The following is a 19,525-nucleotide window of genomic DNA, read 5'->3' on the forward strand; positions in this document are numbered from 1 at the left end:
GATTCGATACATTAAAAAAGATGAAAAAAAATCCCCTCCGCGTCGTTAAACCCGACGAGGAAGGGATTGAGTCGTGTGGGGAAGAATAGTTACTCGTCTTCGAGATACGTATAGCCGTACAAACCTGCTTCAAACTCTTCCAGGAACTGCTGCTGCAACGCAGCGTCCAGATCGGTATTTTTGACCTGATCGCGGAACTGAGTCAGCAGTTTTTTCGGATCCAACTGAACGTATTCAAGCATGTCCGCGACGGTGTCACCCTCATCCGAGAGTTCCACTTCCACGTTACCGTCAGGGAAGACAAACACGTCAACCGCTTCGGTATCACCGAACAGGTTATGCATGTTGCCTAAAATTTCCTGATACGCCCCGACCATAAAGAAGCCCAGCATTGGTGGGTTCTCCGGGTCGTACTCCGGCATTGGCATGGTCGTTGCGATGCCGTCGCCGTCGACGTAGTGATCGATAGCGCCATCGGAGTCACAGGTGATATCCAGCAGTACTGCACGACGTTCAGGCGCGCGGTTTAAGCCCTCGAGCGGCATGACCGGGAACAGCTGATCGATACCCCACGCATCCGGCATAGACTGGAACAGCGAGAAGTTGACGTAAATTTTATCCGCCATACGTTCTTGCAGTTCGTCGATAATCGGACGGTGTGCGCGGTTACTTGGATCGAGCTGCTTCTGCACCTCGTGGCACATGTTCAGATAAAGCTGCTCCGCCCATGCACGTTCCTGCAGGCTAAATGTGCCTGAGGAATAACCGACATGAATATCATGCAAATCCATCTGGCTATCGTGCAGCCATTCGCGCAGCGAGCGACGCGTGCCTGGCTCATGCATTTCTTGCCAGGTTTCCCACATATTTTGCAGCGCGCGCGGGGCATCATCCTGCGGTGGTGTTGCTTCGGTGTTTTCGCTGCGCTCAACGCCGATGATGTTGGACACCAGCACAGTGTGGTGCGCCGTCACTGCACGACCTGATTCAGTAATCACCGTCGGATGCGGCAGTCCGTGCTCTTCACACGCATCGCCAATCGCCCAGATGATGTTGTTCGCGTACTCATTCAGGCCGTAGTTCACGGAACAGTCGGACTGCGAGCGTGTACCTTCATAGTCCACACCCAAACCGCCGCCCACGTCGAAGCACTCAATATTGACGCCGAGCTTGTGCAGTTCCACGTAGAAACGCGCTGATTCACGAACCCCAGTGGCGATATCGCGAATATTGGCCATCTGCGAGCCGAGGTGGAAGTGCAGTAGTTGAATGCTGTCCAGTCGACCGCAATCGCGCAGAATCTCTACCAGTTGCAGAACCTGCGTTGCCGCGAGACCGAATTTCGATTTTTCACCGCCGGAAGACTGCCATTTACCGGACCCCTGCGATGCCAGACGCGCACGCACGCCAAGACGTGGAACCACGTTCAGGCGTTCGGCTTCTTCCAGCACGATAGCAATTTCCGTCATCTTCTCGATGACCAGATAGACTTTATGGCCCATCTTCTCGCCAATCAGCGCCAGACGAATGTATTCACGGTCTTTATAGCCGTTACAGACGATCACTGAACGGGTCATTCCGGCATGTGCCAGAACCGCCATCAGTTCCGCTTTCGAACCGGCTTCCAGACCCAGCGGTTCGCCGGAGTGGATCAGTGATTCAATCACGCGACGGTGCTGGTTAACCTTGATCGGGTAAACCAGGAAATAGTCGCCTTTATAGCCGTAAGATTCACGCGCACGCTTGAACGCGGCGTTGATGGAACGCAAACGGTGTTGCAGGATCTGCGGGAAGCAGAACAGTGCAGGCAAACGCTGCCCCTGCGCTTCACGCGCTTTCACCAGTTTGGCAAGATCGACGCGAGCTTCCGGTACGTCAGGATCAGGGCAGACACTGATATGGCCCAGTTCGTTGACGTCGTAGTAATTATTGCCCCACCAGGCAATATTGTATGTGCGCAGCATTTTGCTGGCTTCCTGGGAGCTCATCGCAACCTCCTGCATAGAACGTAGTACACCCTGTTCGCCCGCTGACGAAGGCGAAAAAGAAGACATGTCGTCAGACATAGCGAACCTCACAACTCTTTGTATTAAGTGTAAAACAGTTGACTACTATCGCAGCGTTATACCGCGATAACAACCCATAAACGGCCTGAATATCCAGCACATCATGCTGAACGCGAGGCCGTGCGACCGGTTTCTGATTCATATCATTGTAAAACACGTATCCGAACTCTGTATGACAAGGTTCGGCGAAACCACGAGAAAACTCTTGTATTAACAAGAGCGCCCTTGTTCAGTTTGTCACAAAGCCTGACCGGCCCTGGAATCCTGAGAAGCACCGAGATGGGTATAACATCGGCAGATTTGCAGATTTGATGTGCGGGTTGCGGGGGACAAACGCGCGCCGCGTTTTATACCCACAACACCGACAAAATGCAAAGCATTAATGCGGACATTGCCAGGACCGTCAGCAAATATTTCCAGCTGAGATTTCAACGCAATGAGAGGTTAGTCAAAAAAAACTGGAAATCGGGCGAAGAACTGACCTAAAATAGCCGTCCAGATGTTAATCCATCCATACTGATTAACACTCAGACTGCCAGTGTCATTAACCTGCAGGCCTTGGTAGAATCTTCTGCTTTGGCTTTTCCACACGACAGTTCGAGCTAACCAAATTCTCCTTAGGTGAAATATAAAATGGCAAAACACCTTTTTACGTCCGAGTCCGTATCAGAAGGGCATCCTGACAAAATTGCTGACCAAATCTCTGATGCGGTGCTGGATGCGATCCTGGAGCAGGATCCGAAAGCACGCGTCGCCTGTGAAACCTACGTCAAAACCGGCATGGTGTTAGTTGGCGGTGAAGTGACCACCAGCGCATGGGTGGATATCGAAGAGATCACTCGTAACACGGTACGCGAAATTGGCTATGTGCATTCCGACATGGGCTTTGATGCCAATTCCTGTGCGGTTCTGAGCGCGATTGGTAAACAGTCTCCTGATATAAATCAGGGCGTTGACCGTGCGGATCCGCTGGAACAGGGTGCAGGCGATCAGGGCCTGATGTTTGGCTACGCCACCAATGAAACCGACGTGCTGATGCCAGCGCCTGTCACCTACGCACACCGTCTGGTGCAGCGTCAGGCTGAAGTACGCAAAAACGGCGCGCTGCCGTGGCTGCGTCCTGATGCGAAAAGCCAGGTCACCTTCCAGTACGATGACGGCAAAATTGTCGGTATCGACGCGGTAGTGCTGTCAACTCAGCACGCAGAAGATATCGATCAGAAATCACTGCAAGAAGCCGTGATGGAAGAGATTATCAAGCCCGTTCTGCCGACCGAGTGGCTGAATGCGTCAACCAAATATTTCATCAACCCAACCGGACGCTTTGTTATCGGCGGCCCAATGGGTGACTGCGGTCTGACCGGTCGTAAAATCATCGTGGATACCTACGGCGGCATGGCGCGTCACGGTGGCGGTGCGTTCTCCGGTAAAGATCCGTCTAAAGTTGACCGTTCTGCTGCGTACGCTGCACGTTATGTTGCCAAAAACATCGTTGCTGCGGGCCTGGCGGATCGTTGCGAAATTCAGGTTTCCTACGCCATCGGCGTGGCAGAGCCAACCTCCATCATGGTTGAAACCTTCGGGACTGAGAAGTTACCGACCGAACAGCTGACGTTGCTGGTGCGTGAATTCTTCGACCTGCGTCCATACGGTCTGATTCAGATGCTGGACCTGCTGCACCCAATCTACAAAGAAACCGCTGCATACGGTCACTTTGGTCGTGAGCATTTCCCATGGGAAAAAACCGACAAAGCCGCCCTGCTGCGTGACGCTGCCGGTCTGTAATTAACGACTGACACGCTCGATCAAAGGCCAGCCTCGCGCTGGCCTTTTGCTTTTGTGCTTTTTGTCCGGCGATATATTGCCCCCAATGAAACCGCTTACACCACATTCCATTTAACTCGATTTCAGAATAATCCCTTTGCGTGATCTCACTTCATCTGCTGTTACATTTCATTTCAGTTAAGTCTGAATTTGGTGCAAACGGGATGCACATCGACTCTTTTACCTCTATATTTTCAAAGCTTTAATAAAACTGACAATCTCACACTAGTGTAACCGATTACACCAATGTGATTTGTCTCACATATTTTTACGTCGTACTCACCTACCCTTTACATCGATAAAATTGATAACCCAACTGGAGGGCATAATGCCTGACTATAAAAAAAAGGGGCGTACGTCCAATAAGACGATGACCTTCTTTGTCTGCTTCCTGGCGGCGTTGGCAGGCTTGCTTTTCGGCCTGGATATTGGCGTCATCGCCGGTGCTTTACCCTTTATCACTGACGAATTCCAGATAAGCGCGCACACGCAGGAGTGGGTTGTTAGCTCCATGATGTTTGGTGCCGCCGTCGGTGCCGTCGGCAGCGGCTGGCTCTCGTATCGCCTGGGGCGTAAAAAGAGCCTGATGATCGGCGCGATTCTGTTTGTGGCCGGCTCGCTCTGCTCTGCTGCTGCGCCAAATGTGGAAGTGCTGATTATTTCCCGCGTACTGCTTGGCCTGGCGGTTGGCGTGGCCTCTTATACCGCTCCGTTGTACTTGTCAGAAATTGCCCCGGAGAAAATTCGTGGCAGCATGATCTCGATGTACCAGCTCATGATCACCATTGGTATTCTTGGTGCCTATCTGTCGGACACCGCGTTTAGCTACAGCGGTGCATGGCGCTGGATGCTGGGTGTTATCATCATCCCGGCTATTTTGCTGTTGATTGGCGTGTTCTTCCTGCCAGACAGCCCACGCTGGTATGCGGCGAAGAGGCGCTTTAACGACGCCGAGCGCGTATTGCTGCGTCTTCGCGATACCAGTGCCGAAGCTAAAAAAGAGCTGGATGAAATCCGTGAAAGCTTGAAGATCAAACAAACCGGCTGGGCGCTGTTTAAAGAGAACAGTCACTTTCGTCGCGCGGTGTTCCTTGGCGTGCTGTTGCAGGTTATGCAGCAGTTCACCGGGATGAACGTCATCATGTATTACGCACCAAAAATCTTTGAGCTGGCGGGCTACACCAACACCACCGAGCAGATGTGGGGCACCGTCATCGTTGGTTTAACTAACGTGCTGGCAACCTTTATCGCAATCGGTCTGGTTGACCGCTGGGGCCGTAAACCAACGCTAACCCTCGGCTTCCTGGTGATGGCTATCGGCATGGGCGTTCTGGGTACGATGATGCATGTGGGCATTCACTCGCCAACGGCACAGTACTTTGCCGTCGGGATGCTGCTGATGTTTATCGTCGGTTTTGCGATGAGCGCTGGCCCGCTGATTTGGGTACTGTGCTCTGAAATCCAGCCGCTGAAAGGCCGTGATTTCGGTATCACCTGCTCTACCGCAACCAACTGGATTGCCAACATGATCGTCGGCGCAACGTTCCTGACGATGTTGAACACCCTGGGTAACGCCAATACCTTCTGGGTTTATGGCGGTCTGAACCTGTTCTTCATTGTTCTGACGCTGTGGCTGGTTCCAGAAACCAAACACGTTTCACTGGAACATATCGAACGTAACCTGATGAAAGGTCGCAAGCTTCGCGAAATCGGCGCTCACGACTAAGTCTCAGAGCTTCCTCTCGCAAGAGAGGAAGCCTCTTGCACCACCCCGCGTCTCACTTTATTCTCTGCCCCTATGAAAACTCCCCGCCTCCCCATCGCGCTTCAGCAAGCGGTTATGCGCTGCCTGCGGGATAAACTCGCCCAGGCCAATCTAAAGCTGGGACGTAATTACCCTGAACCCAGGCTGGTTTATCAGCAGCGCGGTACCTCCGCCGGCACGGCGTGGCTAGAATCCTACGAAATCCGACTTAATCCTGTTCTGATGATGGAAAACCAGCAGGCGTTCATCGACGACGTGGTGCCGCATGAGCTGGCGCATTTACTGGTCTGGAAACATTTTGGTCGCGTCGCCCCGCATGGAAAAGAGTGGAAATGGATGATGGAAGCGGTGCTTGGCGTCCCCGCCCGCCGAACGCACCAGTTCGAACTGGAATCGGTTCGCCGAAACACCTTCCCTTATCGCTGCCAGTGCCAACAGCACCAGTTGACCGTTCGTCGTCACAATCGCGTGGTGCGCGGCGAAGCAACCTACCGCTGCGTGAAGTGTGGTGAACCGCTGGTCGCAGAGTAGTTAATTGAACTATCAGGAACTTTCCTGATCTGACTGATTGCATACAGGAACAACTTTCGCTACGTTGCGGGCTCGTTTTCACATGGAGTTCGTGATGTCCCGTAATTGTTCTCTCGCGGTTGCCTTTCTGGTGACGGCGTTCTCTGGCCACGTGCTGGCCGACGGTATCCACAGTTTTTCTCAAGCCAAAACCGCAGGCGTAAAAGTTAATGCCGACGTGCCGGGCGATTTTTACTGCGGCTGTAAAATTAACTGGCAGGGAAAAAAGGGGGTCGTGGACCTCGAATCCTGCGGTTACAAGGTGCGCAAAAATGAAAATCGCGCCAACCGAATCGAATGGGAACATGTGGTTCCGGCATGGCAATTTGGCCACCAGCGTCAATGCTGGCAGGACGGCGGACGTAAAAATTGTGCCAAAGATCCGATATATCGCCAGATCGAAAGCGACATGCATAACCTGCAGCCTGCTGTCGGTGAAGTGAACGGCGATCGCGCCAACTTTATGTACAGCCAGTGGAACGGCGGCGAGGGTCAGTATGGCCAGTGTGGTATGAAGGTCGACTTCAAAGAGAAACTCGCCGAGCCGCCATCCCGCGCACGCGGTAGCATTGCCCGCACCTACTTCTATATGCGCGATCGCTACGACCTCAATCTGTCTCGTCAGCAGACACAGCTTTTCAACGCCTGGGACAAGCAATATCCGGTGACGGAATGGGAATGCGAACGTGATACCCGGATTGCAAAAGTTCAGGGGAATCATAACCCATATGTGCAGCGGGCTTGCCAGGCGCAAAAGAGCTAACCTACACTAGCGACCATTAGCCTACACCGCATGACTTATGGAAATTCTGACTATGCGCATTCCCCGCATCTACCACCCAGAACTGATTACCGCAGGCAGCGAGATTGCCCTGTCCGATGAAGCCGCCAACCACGTTGGCCGCGTGCTGCGCATGGGCGCTGGGCAGGCAGTTCAGCTGTTTGATGGCAGCAATCAGGTATTTGACGCTGAAATTACCCGCGCGGACAAAAAAAACGTGCAGGTCAATATTCTGCGTGGTGAAGTGGACGATCGTGAATCACCGCTGCATATCCACCTGGGCCAGGTGATGTCGCGTGGCGAAAAAATGGAATTCACTATCCAAAAATCGATCGAACTTGGTGTAAGCCTCATTACGCCACTTTTTTCTGAGCGTTGCGGCGTTAAACTGGATGCCGAACGCCTGAACAAGAAACTCCAGCAGTGGCAAAAAATTGCCATTGCCGCCTGCGAGCAATGCGGCCGCAACCGTGTTCCGGAGATCCGTCCACCGATGGATCTCGAAGCGTGGTGTGCAGAAGAAGAGAGCGGAATGAAGCTCAATCTTCATCCGCGTGCCAGCGCCAGCATCAACACGCTGCCGCTGCCTGTTGAGCGCGTACGTCTGCTGATCGGCCCGGAAGGTGGGCTGTCGGCAGAGGAGATCGCCATGACCGGGCGTTATCAATTTACGGATATTCTGTTGGGACCTCGCGTTCTGCGTACTGAGACTACTGCGCTCACTGCCATTACCGCGCTTCAGGTGCGTTTTGGCGATTTGGGTTGAAGCATTAACGGAGAAGAACAATGATCAAGCTCGGCATCGTGATGGATCCCATCGCAAGCATTAACATCAAGAAAGATTCCAGCTTCGCTATGCTGCTGGAAGCGCAACGTCGCGGCTACCAGCTCCACTATATGGAGATGGCCGATCTTTATCTGATCAACGGCGAAGCCCGCGCGCGGACACGCATCGTTAACGTCGAGCAAAATTACGATAAATGGTACGAGTTTGGTTCCGAGCAGGATATTCCGCTCGCTGAGCTTGATGTGATCCTGATGCGTAAAGATCCACCGTTCGATACCGAATTCATCTACTGCACCTATATCCTTGAACGTGCAGAAGAAAAAGGCACGCTCATCGTCAACAAACCGCAAAGCCTGCGCGATTGTAACGAGAAGCTGTATACCGCGTGGTTCTCTGACCTGACGCCGGACACGCTGGTCACCCGTAACAAGGCACAGCTGAAAGCGTTCTGGCAGAAGCATGGCGATATCATCCTCAAGCCTCTGGACGGCATGGGCGGTGCGTCTATCTTCCGCGTGAAAGAAGGTGATCCTAATCTGGGTGTTATCGCTGAAACCCTGACCGAACACGGCAGCCGTTACTGCATGGCGCAGAACTATATCCCCGCAATTGTCGACGGTGATAAGCGCGTGCTGGTCGTCGATGGCGAACCAGTTCCGTACTGCCTGGCACGTATTCCACAGGGTGGTGAAACCCGCGGTAACCTGGCAGCCGGTGGCCGTGGCGAACCGCGCCCGCTTACCGAAAGCGACTGGGAAATTGCCCGTCGCGTGGGACCGATGCTGAAGGCCAAAGGCCTTATCTTTGTCGGCCTGGACATCATCGGCGATCGCCTGACGGAAGTGAACGTCACCAGTCCAACCTGTATCCGTGAAATCGAAGCCGAATTCCCGGTATCCATCACCGGTATGCTGATGGACGCGATTGAAAAACGTCTGAAGCAGTAATCCGCCTCCCTCCACGACACTTCGTGACAGCGCGCTAGTTTGTACGCATACTGGGCGCTGTTGCTTTTTCAACCAGGAAACAGAACCTCTGACAATGAATTTACAGCATCACTTTCTTATTGCCATGCCTGCTCTCCAGGACCCCATTTTTCGTCGTTCCGTAGTGTATATCTGCGAATACAATGAAGACGGCGCGATGGGCATTATCATCAATAAACCGCTGGAAAATCTGCAAATCGAAGGCATTCTGGACAAACTCAAGATTGTGCCAGAAGAACGCGCGCCTGAGATCCGTCTTGATAAGCCGGTGATGCTTGGTGGCCCGCTGGCAGAAGATCGTGGCTTTATTCTGCACACGCCTCCGGGGTTTTCTTCCAGTATTCGCGTCTCCGACAATACGGTGATCACCACTTCACGTGACGTTCTTGAAACGCTGGGAACCCTTCAGCAGCCTTCTGAAGTGCTGGTCGCGCTGGGTTATTCCTCCTGGGAGAAAGGCCAACTGGAAGAGGAAATCCTCGACAATGCGTGGCTTACAGCTCCCGCAGATCTGAATATCCTGTTTAAAACGCCAATCGCCGATCGCTGGCGCGAAGCGGCAAAACTGATTGGTATTGATATTCAGACCATGCCCGGTGTTGCGGGGCATGCATGATGAGCGGAACCCTTCTTTCCTTTGATTTTGGTACCAAAAGTATTGGCGTTGCGATTGGCCAACGTATTACCGGAACGGCCCGTCCACTGACGGCGATAAAGGCTCAGGATGGCACACCAGACTGGACAATCATCGAACGTTTACTCAAAGAGTGGCAGCCGGATGAAGTGATCGTTGGACTTCCGCTCAATATGGACGGAACCGAACAGCCGCTAACCGCACGCGCGCGTAAATTTGCCAATAAGATCCATGGCCGCTTTGGCGTCGCGGTAAAATTACATGACGAACGTCTTAGCACGGTCGAAGCGCGTGCCGGTTTGTTTGAACATGGCGGTTTTCGCGCCCTTAATAAAGGCAGCGTAGATTCTGCCTCCGCCGTGATCATCCTCGAAAGTTTCTTCGAACAGGGTTTCTGACCACCCGTTCCCCTTTGCCCGCGATGGCGGGCAAATTCCCCAATCTCTCGATCGTCTTCACACTTCACCGTGATCTTTTTTGCATTTTCGCCAATGTTTCTATAAAAGAAACATAGGTGATTATGCTTTTTCCAGCAGCCTGGTGTTAAGGGCGTGAAGCTCTTTAAGACGAGCCTGGACAATCTCATCACCAACCTGCCACATTCCGGCGAATGCCAGTGCAGCAGAGTGCGCGCCGACAGGCTGCGCCATAGAGATCTCCCCGTCTTCATGCCGCCAGATGACATGACCGAGATCGCGCTGCTGGGCAATATGCGGCGCAAGGTGGAGCCACTGCTCAGGCGTAAAGCGCGTCATTAGTTGCTCATCGCTCTCGGCGGCCAGAAGTGACATACCGATAACTGACTGCCAGGCCGGTAGCATGCGAAAACCAGCCAAAGCTTGGCTGGTCGGACTGCCGGGAACGGAGTGCCAGATATAAATCACCTGGTCTTCCCAAAGTACACCCAGCGCCACGACGATATCGCGGGGCGCATGGCGTTCAAGCATGGGCAAGGCGCGAGAGAAGAGCTCTGAGCCACGAATAGACTGCGCCGCCAGAGCATGAATACCTGGCCCTGGTAAATAACGACGCTGTTCGTCCTGCATCGTCAGGCCAATGGAGGCCATGGTCATCAGCAAACGGTTAACGCGGGTGGTATTGATGCCCATCAGGCGTGCCAGTTCGCGGCACCCGATAGCCCGGTCACTGGACACCAGATACTGCAAACAGCGAATACCGTCGATCAAGCTTTGGTTCGGTTGTGATGACATATCAGCGTTCGTTCGTTTGAGAAGTGAATAACTCGATTCTACCGCCAGTTCAGAAGGATACAAGGTTATGAAAATCTATCCCCAAAACGATGCCAGAACCTTCCCTGTCACCCAGTTCGAAACCGATCTGCTGGTTGCAGGCGGCGGTCTCGCCGGCGTGTGCACCGCACTGGCCGCAGCGCGTGATGGCCTGAACGTAGTACTGATACAAGACAGACCTGTACTGGGCGGTAATGCCTCCAGCGAAGTGCGGCTCTGGGCCAATGGTGCCACCTCGCACATGGGCAACAACAACCGCTGGGCGCGTGAGGGCGGCATCATGGGTGAAATCATGGAAGAGAACCTATGGCGTAACAAAGAGGGCAATCCGGTCATGTTTGACCTCGTCCTGCTCGATCTTGTCATCAGCCAGCCCGGACTAACGCTGTTGCTGAACACCGCCGTGTACGATGTCGAGAAAACAGGCTCACGCATTACCGCCGTCAGCGCCTTTAATGCCATTAACGAAACCTTTTACACCGTACGGGCGATGCAGTTCTGCGACGCCACCGGGGATGGCGTGCTTGGTTTTCTGGCCGGTGCCGAATTCCGCGAGGGTGCGGAGGCGCACGACGAACTGGGCGAGAAAATGGCACCCGGCGATAGTTTCGGTCACAAATTAGGGCACTCGATCTACTTCTACACTAAGCATACCGAGGAGCCGGTCAACTTTGTTGCGCCGTCATTTGCCCTTCAGGATATCACCGAGATCCCACGTTATAAGCGCCTGACCTCAACGCTGAATGGCTGCGACCTGTGGTGGCTGGAGTGGGGAGGCCGCCTTGATACCGTTCACCAGAGCGAAGCGATCAAATGGGAACTGTGGAAAATCGTCTGGGGAGTGTGGAATTACATTAAAAATTCCGGCAACTTTCCCGATGCCGACAACCTGACCATTGAGTGGGTAGGCTCAATTCCTGGCAAGCGTGAAAGCCGACGCTTTATGGGCGACCATCTTCTTTGCCAACAGGACATCATTGAACAGCGCGATCATTACGACGCGGTTGCCTACGGCGGCTGGTCGATTGACCTGCATCCGGCAGACGGCGTTTACAGCACCCACGACGGTTGTCGTCAGTTTCACAGTAAAGGCACCTACACGATTCCATTCCGCTCGCTCTACAGCCGTTCGCTGGATAATTTGTTCCTGACCGGCAGGTTAATCTCCGCCTCGCACGTCGCCTTTGGTAGCGCCCGCGTGATGTGTACCTGCGGGCTGCTTGGCGAAGTCGTAGGACGCGCCGCTGCGCTGTGCCATAGCCAAAAACTTACGCCGTCGACGCTGGCACTTCCCAACCGGGTTACGTCGCTTCAACAGCATTTGCAGGAAACCGGATGCTACATTCCTCGCCAGTGGCTTGATGACCCGGCGAACGGCGCATCGGTGTCCACCAGCAGCGAGTATGCCCTGACATCGCTTGAACCCAATGGTGAATGGCTGGCGCTTGATGCTCGCATGGCTATCTTGCTGCCAGTGAAGCGCGGCGAATCGTTACCGGACATCACCTTCCGTCTACGTTCGCACCACCCTAAGACGCTGAAAATTTGCCTGCTCGGTAGCGGTAAGCCAGGCAATTTCACGCCTGAACATCAGTACGACGAATGCGTCATAGCCGTTAACGCTGAAGCGGATTACGTCTGTTCGTTTGGCTGGAAAAGCGATCGCGACCAGTATCTGTTTATCGCCTTCGACGCCTGTAAAGACATTGATATCGCGCTTACGGACGTTCGCCTGCCAGGCATAATGACCGTGTTTAACAGCCTGAATGCGCGAGTCGCCAGGCATACTCGGCAGGTCGTGGACGGTGATTACGGCGCCGATGAGTTTGACTTTTGGCTACCGCGCCGCCATCCACATCAAATCTTCCCGGCCCTGCGATTGAGCTCTCCGCTTCATTGCTATGCAACACATCATCTTCTCAACGGCCGCTTACGCCCTGAACAGCAGACCAACGCATGGATACCGGCTGATACGGACACGACTCCGCAGATAGTATGGCGCTGGGAAGCCCCGCAAACGCTTCATAGCCTGACGCTGATTCAGGACAACGACTTCGATAATGCTATGGAGACGGTGCAGATGGGACACCATCGCGCCATCACCCCGCACTGCATTACCCACTACCGATTGTGGGCTGATGACCGGCTGATTGCCGATGTAAAAGACAATCACCATTCCGTGTGCAGGCATCTATTTGCTGAGCCTGTTTCCGCCAGTGCAGTTACGCTGGAAATCCTGGCAACAGCGGGGGCTCGCCCCACAGTTTACGCGCTGAACATACGCTAAAGCCGCCCTTGCGAACGCCGTTCAACAAGGCTCTGATCAAAGTTTTGCATCCCTGCCTGCTGCCCGGTTTGAATGATGCCGGGTAGCTGCCAGGTTTTTCCTTCGCGAATCAGGTTGGCCGCTGCTGGTGTATTCACCAACATTTCATAAAGCGCGACACGCCCACCGCGCGTATCGCGAATGAGCTTTTGTGCCAGCACAGCACGCAGGCTCCCGGCCAGCTGGTTACGCACCGGATCTTTTTCCTGCGCCGGAAAAGTGTCGACCAGACGCTCAATCGCCTGGGCTGCCCCGCGCGTATGCAGCGTTGCCAGCACCAGATGCCCCGTTTCTGCCGCCGTGAGAGCCAGACGGATCGTCTCGCTGTCGCGTAACTCGCCCAGTAAGATCACATCGGGATCTTCTCGTAGCGCCGCACGAAGCGCCTGAGAAAATGACGTACAGTTCAGGCCAATTTCCCGCTGCTGGATCAGGCATCGATTGCTTTGATAAATAAACTCCACCGGATCTTCCAGCGTTAAAATATGGCCGTCTGAATGACAGTTGAGATGATCCACCATGGCCGCAAGCGTGGTGGATTTTCCGCTGCCGGTGGCTCCCGTCACCAGAACTAAGCCGTTATCATTGGACAACAGTTCGGGTATCGCTCGGGGAGCGTCAAGATCAGATAACGTTGGGCAGGAGACGGGCAGCAGCCTGAGCGTGAGTGATATCCCGTTGATATGCACGAATGCGCTGGCACGTAAGCGCTGCCCTCCCGTTAGCGAAACGGCAAAATCTACATGGCCATCCGCCCACCAGACCCCTTGCTGTTCGTCGCTTAGCCACTCTTTTAACAGCTGAACGACATCAGGCGCGGGAAACGGGGCAGGCTCAAGCTTACCCAACCTACGCCAGCGCGGTGGTGAATCGCTGCACAGGTGTAGATCGGAGACATTATGCTTTACACTAAGAGCCACAATTTCTTCCATATCCATACGACACTCCTTCGAAAATGAATGACATTGCGCATAACCTGGCACAGGTCAGGGACAAAATCTCAGCCGCTGCAACGCGTTGCGGCCGTGCTTCAGAAGAAGTTACGTTGCTTGCAGTCAGTAAAACCAAGCCTGCGAGCGCCATCGCAGAAGCGATCGCCGCAGGTCATCGCGCCTTTGGCGAAAATTACGTGCAGGAAGGCGTGGATAAAATTCGCTACTTCCAGGAAACAGGAAATAGCTCTCTGCAGTGGCACTTTATCGGCCCGTTGCAGTCGAACAAAAGTCGTCTGGTCGCTGAGCACTTCGACTGGTGTCATACCGTCGATCGCCTGCGTATCGCCACACGTCTTAATGAGCAGCGCCCGTTGGATATGCACCCTATTAACGTGCTGATTCAAATCAATATTAGTGACGAAAATAGTAAATCAGGCATTGCGCTGACGGAGCTTGAGGCACTGGCAAGCCAGGTCGCAGAATTACCCCGTTTAACCCTGCGCGGTTTAATGGCAATCCCGGCTCCAGAGTCAAGTTACGAAAGGCAGTTTGCCGTAGCACAGCAAATGGCTGTAGCATTTGAGGCGCTAAAATCACGCTACCCAACGGTAGACACGCTTTCACTAGGCATGTCCGACGATATGGAAGCCGCCATTGCGGCAGGCAGCACTATGGTACGCATCGGCACAGCAATATTCGGTGCGCGCGATTACTCCAATAATAAGGAACACTGAGGAACGCCATGAAGACGTTGACTTTCCTGCTCTCGACCGTCATTGAGCTCTATACAATGGCGCTGTTACTGCGCGTCTGGATGCAGTGGGCTCGTTGTGATTTTTACAATCCCTTCTCGCAGTTTGTCGTGAAGATTACGCAGCCTATTGTCGGGCCGCTTCGTCGTGTGATCCCCGCCATGGGACCGCTCGACAGTTCATCGCTGTTGGTCGCATTTATTCTGAGCATTATCAAAGCGATCGTGCTGTTTATGGTGATCACTTTCCAGCCGATTATCTGGATCGCCGCCGTATTAATTCTGGTCAAAACCATTGGGCTGCTGATTTTCTGGGTGCTGCTGGTCATGGCAATTATGAGCTGGGTGAGTCGTGGTCGTAGTCCGGTTGAGTTCGCGATGATTCAGCTGACCGAACCGTTACTGCGCCCTATCCGTAATTTGCTGCCATCCATGGGCGGTATCGATTTCTCACCCATGATTCTGGTGCTGCTGCTGTATGTCCTCAATATGGGCATCGCTGAACTCTTACAGTCAACGGGCAACATGCTGCTGCCGGGGCTGTGGATGGCGCTATGAGTGCCGTGAGCACGTGCGCCGACGGGCTGGTTTTACGGCTGTATATTCAGCCTAAAGCCAGCCGGGACACCATTGTTGGTCTGCATGGCGACGAGTTAAAAGTCGCCATCACCGCACCACCTGTTGATGGTCAGGCAAATGCGCATTTGACCAAATATCTGGCAAAACAGTTTCGCGTGGCGAAAAGCCAGGTCATCATTGAAAAGGGTGAGCTTGGGCGTCATAAACAGGTAAGAATCCTTCATCCGCAAAATATCCCGACGGAAGTCGCGGCGCTGACAGAATAGGAAAAACTGATGCAGAAAGTTGTTCTCGCTACCGGTAACGCCGGTAAAGTGCGCGAGCTGGCCTCACTATTAAATGATTTTGGTCTGGATGTGGTTGCGCAGACCGAGCTTGGCGTGGACTCTGCTGAAGAAACCGGCCTGACTTTTATCGAAAATGCCATTCTGAAGGCGCGTCATGCAGCGCAGGTCACGGGCTTACCTGCCATTGCAGATGATTCAGGTCTGGCAGTCGATTTTCTGGGCGGCGCGCCTGGAATTTATTCTGCGCGTTACTCCGGCGAAGATGCGACCGACCAACAGAATCTGGAAAAGCTGCTGGTCGCGCTGAAAGATGCCCCGGAAGCACAGCGTAAAGCGCAGTTTCACTGCGTGCTGGTCTATCTGCGCCATGCAGAGGATCCAACTCCGATCGTGTGTCACGGCAGTTGGCCGGGCGTGATTGCGCGTGAATCCGCAGGCAACGGCGGCTTTGGTTATGACCCGATTTTCTTTGTCCCGTCTGAGGGCAAAACGGCGGCGCAACTGACCCGCGAAGAAAAAAGTGCGATTTCCCACCGTGGGCGCGCGTTAAAACTGTTACTGGAAGCATTACGTAATGGCTAATTTGCCACCTCTGAGTCTTTATATTCACATCCCGTGGTGCGTACAGAAATGTCCGTACTGCGATTTCAATTCGCACGCGCTGAAAGGTGAAGTGCCGCATGACGACTACGTCCAGCATCTGTTAACCGACCTGGATGCAGATGTCGCTTACGCACAGGGACGTGAAGTTAAGACCATTTTCATTGGTGGTGGTACGCCGAGCCTGCTCTCTGGCCCGGCGATGCAGACATTGCTCGACGGCGTGCGGTCGCGCCTGAATTTGGCGGCAGATGCTGAAATCACCATGGAAGCCAATCCAGGTACCGTTGAAGCCGACCGTTTCGTCGATTATCAACGCGCTGGGGTGAACCGTATTTCTATCGGCGTGCAGAGCTTCAGCGAATCCAAACTGAAGCGACTGGGGCGAATTCACGGCCCGGAAGAAGCCGAGCGCGCGGCACATCTGGCGACCGGTTTAGGACTTAGAAGCTTTAATCTCGACTTGATGCATGGCCTGCCGGATCAGTCACTGGAAGAAGCGCTGGACGATTTACGCCAGGCCATTGCGCTCAACCCGCCGCATCTGTCCTGGTACCAGTTGACCATCGAACCCAATACGCTATTTGGCTCGCGCCCACCGGTACTGCCCGACGACGATGCGCTGTGGGATATCTTCGAACAGGGTCATCAGAACCTGACTGCCGCAGGCTATCAGCAGTACGAAACGTCTGCCTACGCCAAACCGGGCTATCAGTGTCAGCACAACCTCAACTACTGGCGATTTGGCGACTATCTGGGGATTGGCTGCGGCGCACACGGCAAAGTCACCTTCCCGGACGGACGTATTCTGCGAACCGCGAAAACGCGTCATCCGCGTGGGTATATGGAAGGGCGTTATCTGGAACGCCAGCATGATGTTGAAATCGACGATAAGCCATTCGAGTTCTTCATGAACCGCTTTCGCCTGCTAGAGCCCGCACCACGTGCGGAGTTTACGCTGTATACCGGGTTGTCAGAATCGGTGATTCGCCCGCAGATTAGCAAAGCGCTGGCGCAGGGTTATCTCACTGAGTGCGATGAATTCTGGCAGATTACCGAACATGGAAAACTGTTCTTAAACTCCCTTCTCGAACTGTTCCTGGCCGAAGATTCCTGAAGACAGATTCAGGATTTAGCGTCCCACTCTGCCAACTGAGGAAAAGGCTGGCAGAGTGCGGGGAATGGACATTATACGCTCACACGCAAACGCCAGAAGAACAACGGCTTTGGTATCTTTTGCGCAGCCGTAGATTCTCCCACTATAAATTTCGTCGTCAACATCCCGTCGGTCACTATATTTTGGACTTCGCCTGCGGTGAGGCTCGACTGGTGATTGAACTGGATGGCGGACAACATGATGAAAACCAGGAATACGATCGGCAAAGGACAGTCTGGTTGAATCAGAAAGGGTGGCATGTGATTCGCTTCTGGAACAACGAACTCAGGAGTAACGAAGAGACTGTGTTAGAGAAGATTCTGGAGATGCTGCAAACGCTGCTACCCTCTCCCTGAAAGGGAGAGGGTTAGGGTGAGGGGCCTAGCGCGCAGAAATCTTACTTCAGCGTCCCGACCAGCGCCTTGCGGCTCTCTTCCAGAGACACGACGCGTTTACACACGTCCTTGCCGAACGCCTGGAAATCAGCTTCCTGATTCTTCCATTCATTCTGAATCGAGGTCTGCAATCCACCCAGGCTGCCTAAAACACCCTGTAGTGGGTTACCGCCGCCCTTCAGCACGGCTTTTGCGCCCATCTCATTGATACTGTCCTGCAAGATGCCGCCCATCGCCTGGTTCACCAGGTTCTGACCATCAGCACGGACCTGGTCAATCGCCTTGTAGTGGAACGTCAGGCCATCGGTACGATGCTCAAGAATGCGATTCATCTGCTCTTTGAGCTGCGCGTCCAGCTTGGTCAGGCGAGAACGCATGTTGCTGCTCTCCCCTACTTCTTTGGCAATGATCTTATCGAGTGCCACGCGGCCTTTTTCAACGCGGGTCAGCGCGCCTTCGTCGATCCACGGCAGTGCAGCACGCAGATCGGCTTGATAATCTTTTGCCTGCTCGCGTTGCGCAGCGCTCAGGGTATATTGTTTGCCGTTGAACATCACATTGCCATCAGGCGTGATGACCAGGTTGCCGTTCTCACCTTTCACCTGAACGGTTTGCGGATTCAGGATCACATCGTCGCGAGGGGTGACCCCACATTTGTATTCCGCATGAGCAGTCAACGCGGTCGTCATCAATGCTACAGCCAGCAGCGTTTTGCGCATCATATCAATCCCTCAAGACAAAACGGGCCGGCATGTGCCGGCCCTTTGCTAGTTAGTCCCACCAAATATCGAAAAGTTCGCTGACGCGTACCTCTTCGAATTTGCGGTCTTCCAGCCATTTGCGTACGGCAGCCTGCTGCTCTTCGGTGCATTTACCGATTTCTTGCTTACAGATCAGACCTTCCCACGCCAAATAACCACTGCCGTCAAACGCCAGTTTATTGGGTTCGATGACTTCATCAATGAAAGCATCCACTTCGCTATCAATAGTTTCTACAGCGGTGCCTTCCGGGAAACGCCAGGCAACAGAAAAGCCCATTTCCTGGAATTCTTCGATATGCATCTTTTTACGCAGACGACGGCTACGGTTTGCCATTATTTCACCCTCTCGAACATTAAGTCCCATACACCGTGACCAAGACGATGGCCACGCTGTTCAAATTTAGTCACCGGACGCGAATCCGGGCGCGGTACATAATCGTTATTCTCAGACAGGTTTTTATAACCATCGAGAGACGACATGACTTCTAACATATGTTCCGCGTATGGCTCCCAGTCGGTCGCCATGTGGAAGACGCCGCCCAGTTTTAGCTTACTTTTCACAAGCTCAGCGAACGGAGCCTGAACAATACGGCGCTTATTATGACGTGCTTTATGCCACGGGTCAGGGAAAAAGAGCTGAACCATGTTTAAAGAATTGTCAGGAATCATTTTGTGCAGCACTTCGACCGCATCGTGACACATCACGCACAGGTTCTCTACGCTCTCTTCCTGCGCGGTAGACAGACACGCCCCTACGCCTGGCGTGTGGACTTCAATGCCGAGGAAGTTCTGCTCCGGGCGTGCTTTCGCCATGGCAACCAGCGAGGTCCCCATACCAAAACCAATCTCCAGCGTAATCGGCGCTTCGCGACCAAAAAGCTGTGCAAAATCTACCGGCTGTTCGCTAAATTCAACGCCCATCACCGGCCAGTAGTTGTCCAGCGCGTGTTGCTGCCCTTTGGTCAGGCGGCCCTGACGGCGGACAAAGCTGCGAATACGGCGCAACGGGCGACCATTTTCATCAAATTCCGCTGAAATGACGTCGTTTTTCATAAAAGAGTAGTCTGCTTGT

Annotated in this window: 23 protein-coding genes; 15 read left to right on the forward strand and 8 right to left on the reverse strand. The window is 53.6% G+C overall.

The features are described 5' to 3' along the window. Positions 1-89 precede the first annotated feature (89 nt). The 3 genes from speA to yqgG form a co-directional block, all read right to left on the reverse strand. The gene (gene speA / locus AC6EMZ_RS10475; protein WP_498402405.1) at positions 90-2,066 is read right to left on the reverse strand and encodes a biosynthetic arginine decarboxylase; all 1,977 of its coding nucleotides are present in this window, start codon (positions 2,064-2,066) and stop codon (positions 90-92) included. Beyond that, positions 2,059-2,208 carry an acid stress response protein YqgB gene (yqgB, locus tag AC6EMZ_RS10480; protein WP_498402812.1) on the reverse strand — a complete coding sequence of 50 codons (150 nt, stop codon included), beginning with the start codon at positions 2,206-2,208 and terminating at the stop codon, positions 2,059-2,061. The genes speA and yqgB overlap by 8 nt, the downstream gene beginning before the upstream one ends. A 95-nt stretch (positions 2,209-2,303) precedes the next feature. Beyond that, complete coding sequence (gene yqgG, locus AC6EMZ_RS10485) at positions 2,304-2,423, reverse strand: small protein YqgG (RefSeq protein WP_498402406.1); 120 nt, start codon at positions 2,421-2,423, stop codon at positions 2,304-2,306. A gap of 276 nt (positions 2,424-2,699) precedes the next feature. On the opposite strand from yqgG, the gene metK reads away from it, so the two are divergent. From metK to ruvX, 8 genes are all read left to right on the forward strand, one after another. Beyond that, positions 2,700-3,851, forward strand: coding sequence for a methionine adenosyltransferase (gene metK, locus AC6EMZ_RS10490; RefSeq protein ID WP_498402407.1), 1,152 nt, complete (start codon positions 2,700-2,702; stop codon positions 3,849-3,851). A 367-nt stretch (positions 3,852-4,218) separates the two neighbouring features. Beyond that, the gene (locus AC6EMZ_RS10495) at positions 4,219-5,616 is read left to right on the forward strand and encodes a sugar porter family MFS transporter (protein ID WP_498402408.1); all 1,398 of its coding nucleotides are present in this window, start codon (positions 4,219-4,221) and stop codon (positions 5,614-5,616) included. A gap of 72 nt (positions 5,617-5,688) precedes the next feature. Then, the gene (locus AC6EMZ_RS10500; protein ID WP_498402409.1) at positions 5,689-6,186 is read left to right on the forward strand and encodes a SprT family zinc-dependent metalloprotease; all 498 of its coding nucleotides are present in this window, start codon (positions 5,689-5,691) and stop codon (positions 6,184-6,186) included. A gap of 94 nt (positions 6,187-6,280) precedes the next feature. Then, positions 6,281-6,988: a deoxyribonuclease I gene (endA, locus tag AC6EMZ_RS10505; protein ID WP_498402410.1), complete on the forward strand. Its 708-nt coding sequence runs from the start codon at positions 6,281-6,283 to the stop codon at positions 6,986-6,988. Positions 6,989-7,040: 52 nt separating this feature from the next. Then, complete coding sequence (rsmE, locus tag AC6EMZ_RS10510) at positions 7,041-7,772, forward strand: 16S rRNA (uracil(1498)-N(3))-methyltransferase (protein ID WP_498402411.1); 732 nt, start codon at positions 7,041-7,043, stop codon at positions 7,770-7,772. A 20-nt stretch (positions 7,773-7,792) separates the two neighbouring features. Continuing rightward, positions 7,793-8,740, forward strand: coding sequence for a glutathione synthase (gene gshB, locus AC6EMZ_RS10515; RefSeq protein WP_498402412.1), 948 nt, complete (start codon positions 7,793-7,795; stop codon positions 8,738-8,740). 94 nt (positions 8,741-8,834) lie between these two features. After that, on the forward strand, positions 8,835-9,395 hold the full coding sequence (locus tag AC6EMZ_RS10520; RefSeq protein WP_498402414.1) for a YqgE/AlgH family protein: 561 nt from the start codon (positions 8,835-8,837) through the stop codon (positions 9,393-9,395). After that, complete coding sequence (gene ruvX, locus AC6EMZ_RS10525) at positions 9,395-9,811, forward strand: Holliday junction resolvase RuvX (protein WP_498402813.1); 417 nt, start codon at positions 9,395-9,397, stop codon at positions 9,809-9,811. The genes AC6EMZ_RS10520 and ruvX overlap by 1 nt, the downstream gene beginning before the upstream one ends. A 120-nt stretch (positions 9,812-9,931) precedes the next feature. On the opposite strand, the gene AC6EMZ_RS10530 is transcribed toward ruvX, so the two are convergent. Continuing rightward, entirely contained in the window at positions 9,932-10,624 is a 693-nt protein-coding gene (locus AC6EMZ_RS10530; RefSeq protein ID WP_498402415.1) for an IclR family transcriptional regulator, read from the reverse strand. Positions 10,625-10,691: 67 nt separating this feature from the next. On the opposite strand from AC6EMZ_RS10530, the gene AC6EMZ_RS10535 reads away from it, so the two are divergent. After that, positions 10,692-12,950, forward strand: coding sequence for an FAD-dependent oxidoreductase (locus AC6EMZ_RS10535; RefSeq protein ID WP_498402416.1), 2,259 nt, complete (start codon positions 10,692-10,694; stop codon positions 12,948-12,950). Here AC6EMZ_RS10535 and AC6EMZ_RS10540 read toward each other — a convergent pair. Then, the gene (locus AC6EMZ_RS10540) at positions 12,947-13,927 is read right to left on the reverse strand and encodes a type IV pilus twitching motility protein PilT (protein WP_498402417.1); all 981 of its coding nucleotides are present in this window, start codon (positions 13,925-13,927) and stop codon (positions 12,947-12,949) included. The genes AC6EMZ_RS10535 and AC6EMZ_RS10540 overlap by 4 nt on opposite strands. Before the next feature lie 17 nt (positions 13,928-13,944). Between AC6EMZ_RS10540 and AC6EMZ_RS10545 the strand changes: the two genes are divergently transcribed. From AC6EMZ_RS10545 to AC6EMZ_RS10570, 6 genes are read left to right on the forward strand one after another with little or no spacing between them, the layout of a single operon-like run. Beyond that, positions 13,945-14,658, forward strand: a complete 714-nt coding sequence (locus tag AC6EMZ_RS10545) for a YggS family pyridoxal phosphate-dependent enzyme (protein WP_498402418.1) — start codon at positions 13,945-13,947, stop codon at positions 14,656-14,658. An 8-nt stretch (positions 14,659-14,666) separates the two neighbouring features. Beyond that, a complete protein-coding gene (locus AC6EMZ_RS10550; protein ID WP_498402419.1) occupies positions 14,667-15,233 on the forward strand; it encodes a YggT family protein in 567 nt (188 codons plus the stop codon). Continuing rightward, positions 15,230-15,520 carry a DUF167 family protein YggU gene (gene yggU, locus AC6EMZ_RS10555; RefSeq protein ID WP_498402420.1) on the forward strand — a complete coding sequence of 97 codons (291 nt, stop codon included), beginning with the start codon at positions 15,230-15,232 and terminating at the stop codon, positions 15,518-15,520. Before AC6EMZ_RS10550 ends, yggU begins: the two co-directional genes overlap by 4 nt. Before the next feature lie 9 nt (positions 15,521-15,529). Continuing rightward, a complete protein-coding gene (locus AC6EMZ_RS10560) occupies positions 15,530-16,123 on the forward strand; it encodes an XTP/dITP diphosphatase (RefSeq protein WP_498402421.1) in 594 nt (197 codons plus the stop codon). Then, complete coding sequence (hemW, locus tag AC6EMZ_RS10565) at positions 16,116-17,258, forward strand: radical SAM family heme chaperone HemW (RefSeq protein ID WP_498402422.1); 1,143 nt, start codon at positions 16,116-16,118, stop codon at positions 17,256-17,258. Before AC6EMZ_RS10560 ends, hemW begins: the two co-directional genes overlap by 8 nt. A gap of 47 nt (positions 17,259-17,305) precedes the next feature. Next, entirely contained in the window at positions 17,306-17,653 is a 348-nt protein-coding gene (locus tag AC6EMZ_RS10570; RefSeq protein WP_498402814.1) for an endonuclease domain-containing protein, read from the forward strand. A gap of 41 nt (positions 17,654-17,694) precedes the next feature. Here the strand turns inward: AC6EMZ_RS10570 and AC6EMZ_RS10575 are convergent, their stop codons facing one another. From AC6EMZ_RS10575 to trmB, 3 genes are read right to left on the reverse strand one after another with little or no spacing between them, the layout of a single operon-like run. After that, on the reverse strand, positions 17,695-18,414 hold the full coding sequence (locus tag AC6EMZ_RS10575; protein WP_498402423.1) for a YggN family protein: 720 nt from the start codon (positions 18,412-18,414) through the stop codon (positions 17,695-17,697). 49 nt (positions 18,415-18,463) lie between these two features. After that, a complete protein-coding gene (locus tag AC6EMZ_RS10580; RefSeq protein WP_498402815.1) occupies positions 18,464-18,790 on the reverse strand; it encodes a YggL family protein in 327 nt (108 codons plus the stop codon). Continuing rightward, on the reverse strand, positions 18,787-19,506 hold the full coding sequence (gene trmB, locus AC6EMZ_RS10585; protein WP_498402424.1) for a tRNA (guanosine(46)-N7)-methyltransferase TrmB: 720 nt from the start codon (positions 19,504-19,506) through the stop codon (positions 18,787-18,789). Before trmB ends, AC6EMZ_RS10580 begins: the two co-directional genes overlap by 4 nt. Positions 19,507-19,525 lie beyond the last annotated feature (19 nt).

It is taken from the genome of Enterobacter sp. SCRI0065 (genome assembly GCF_059766475.1).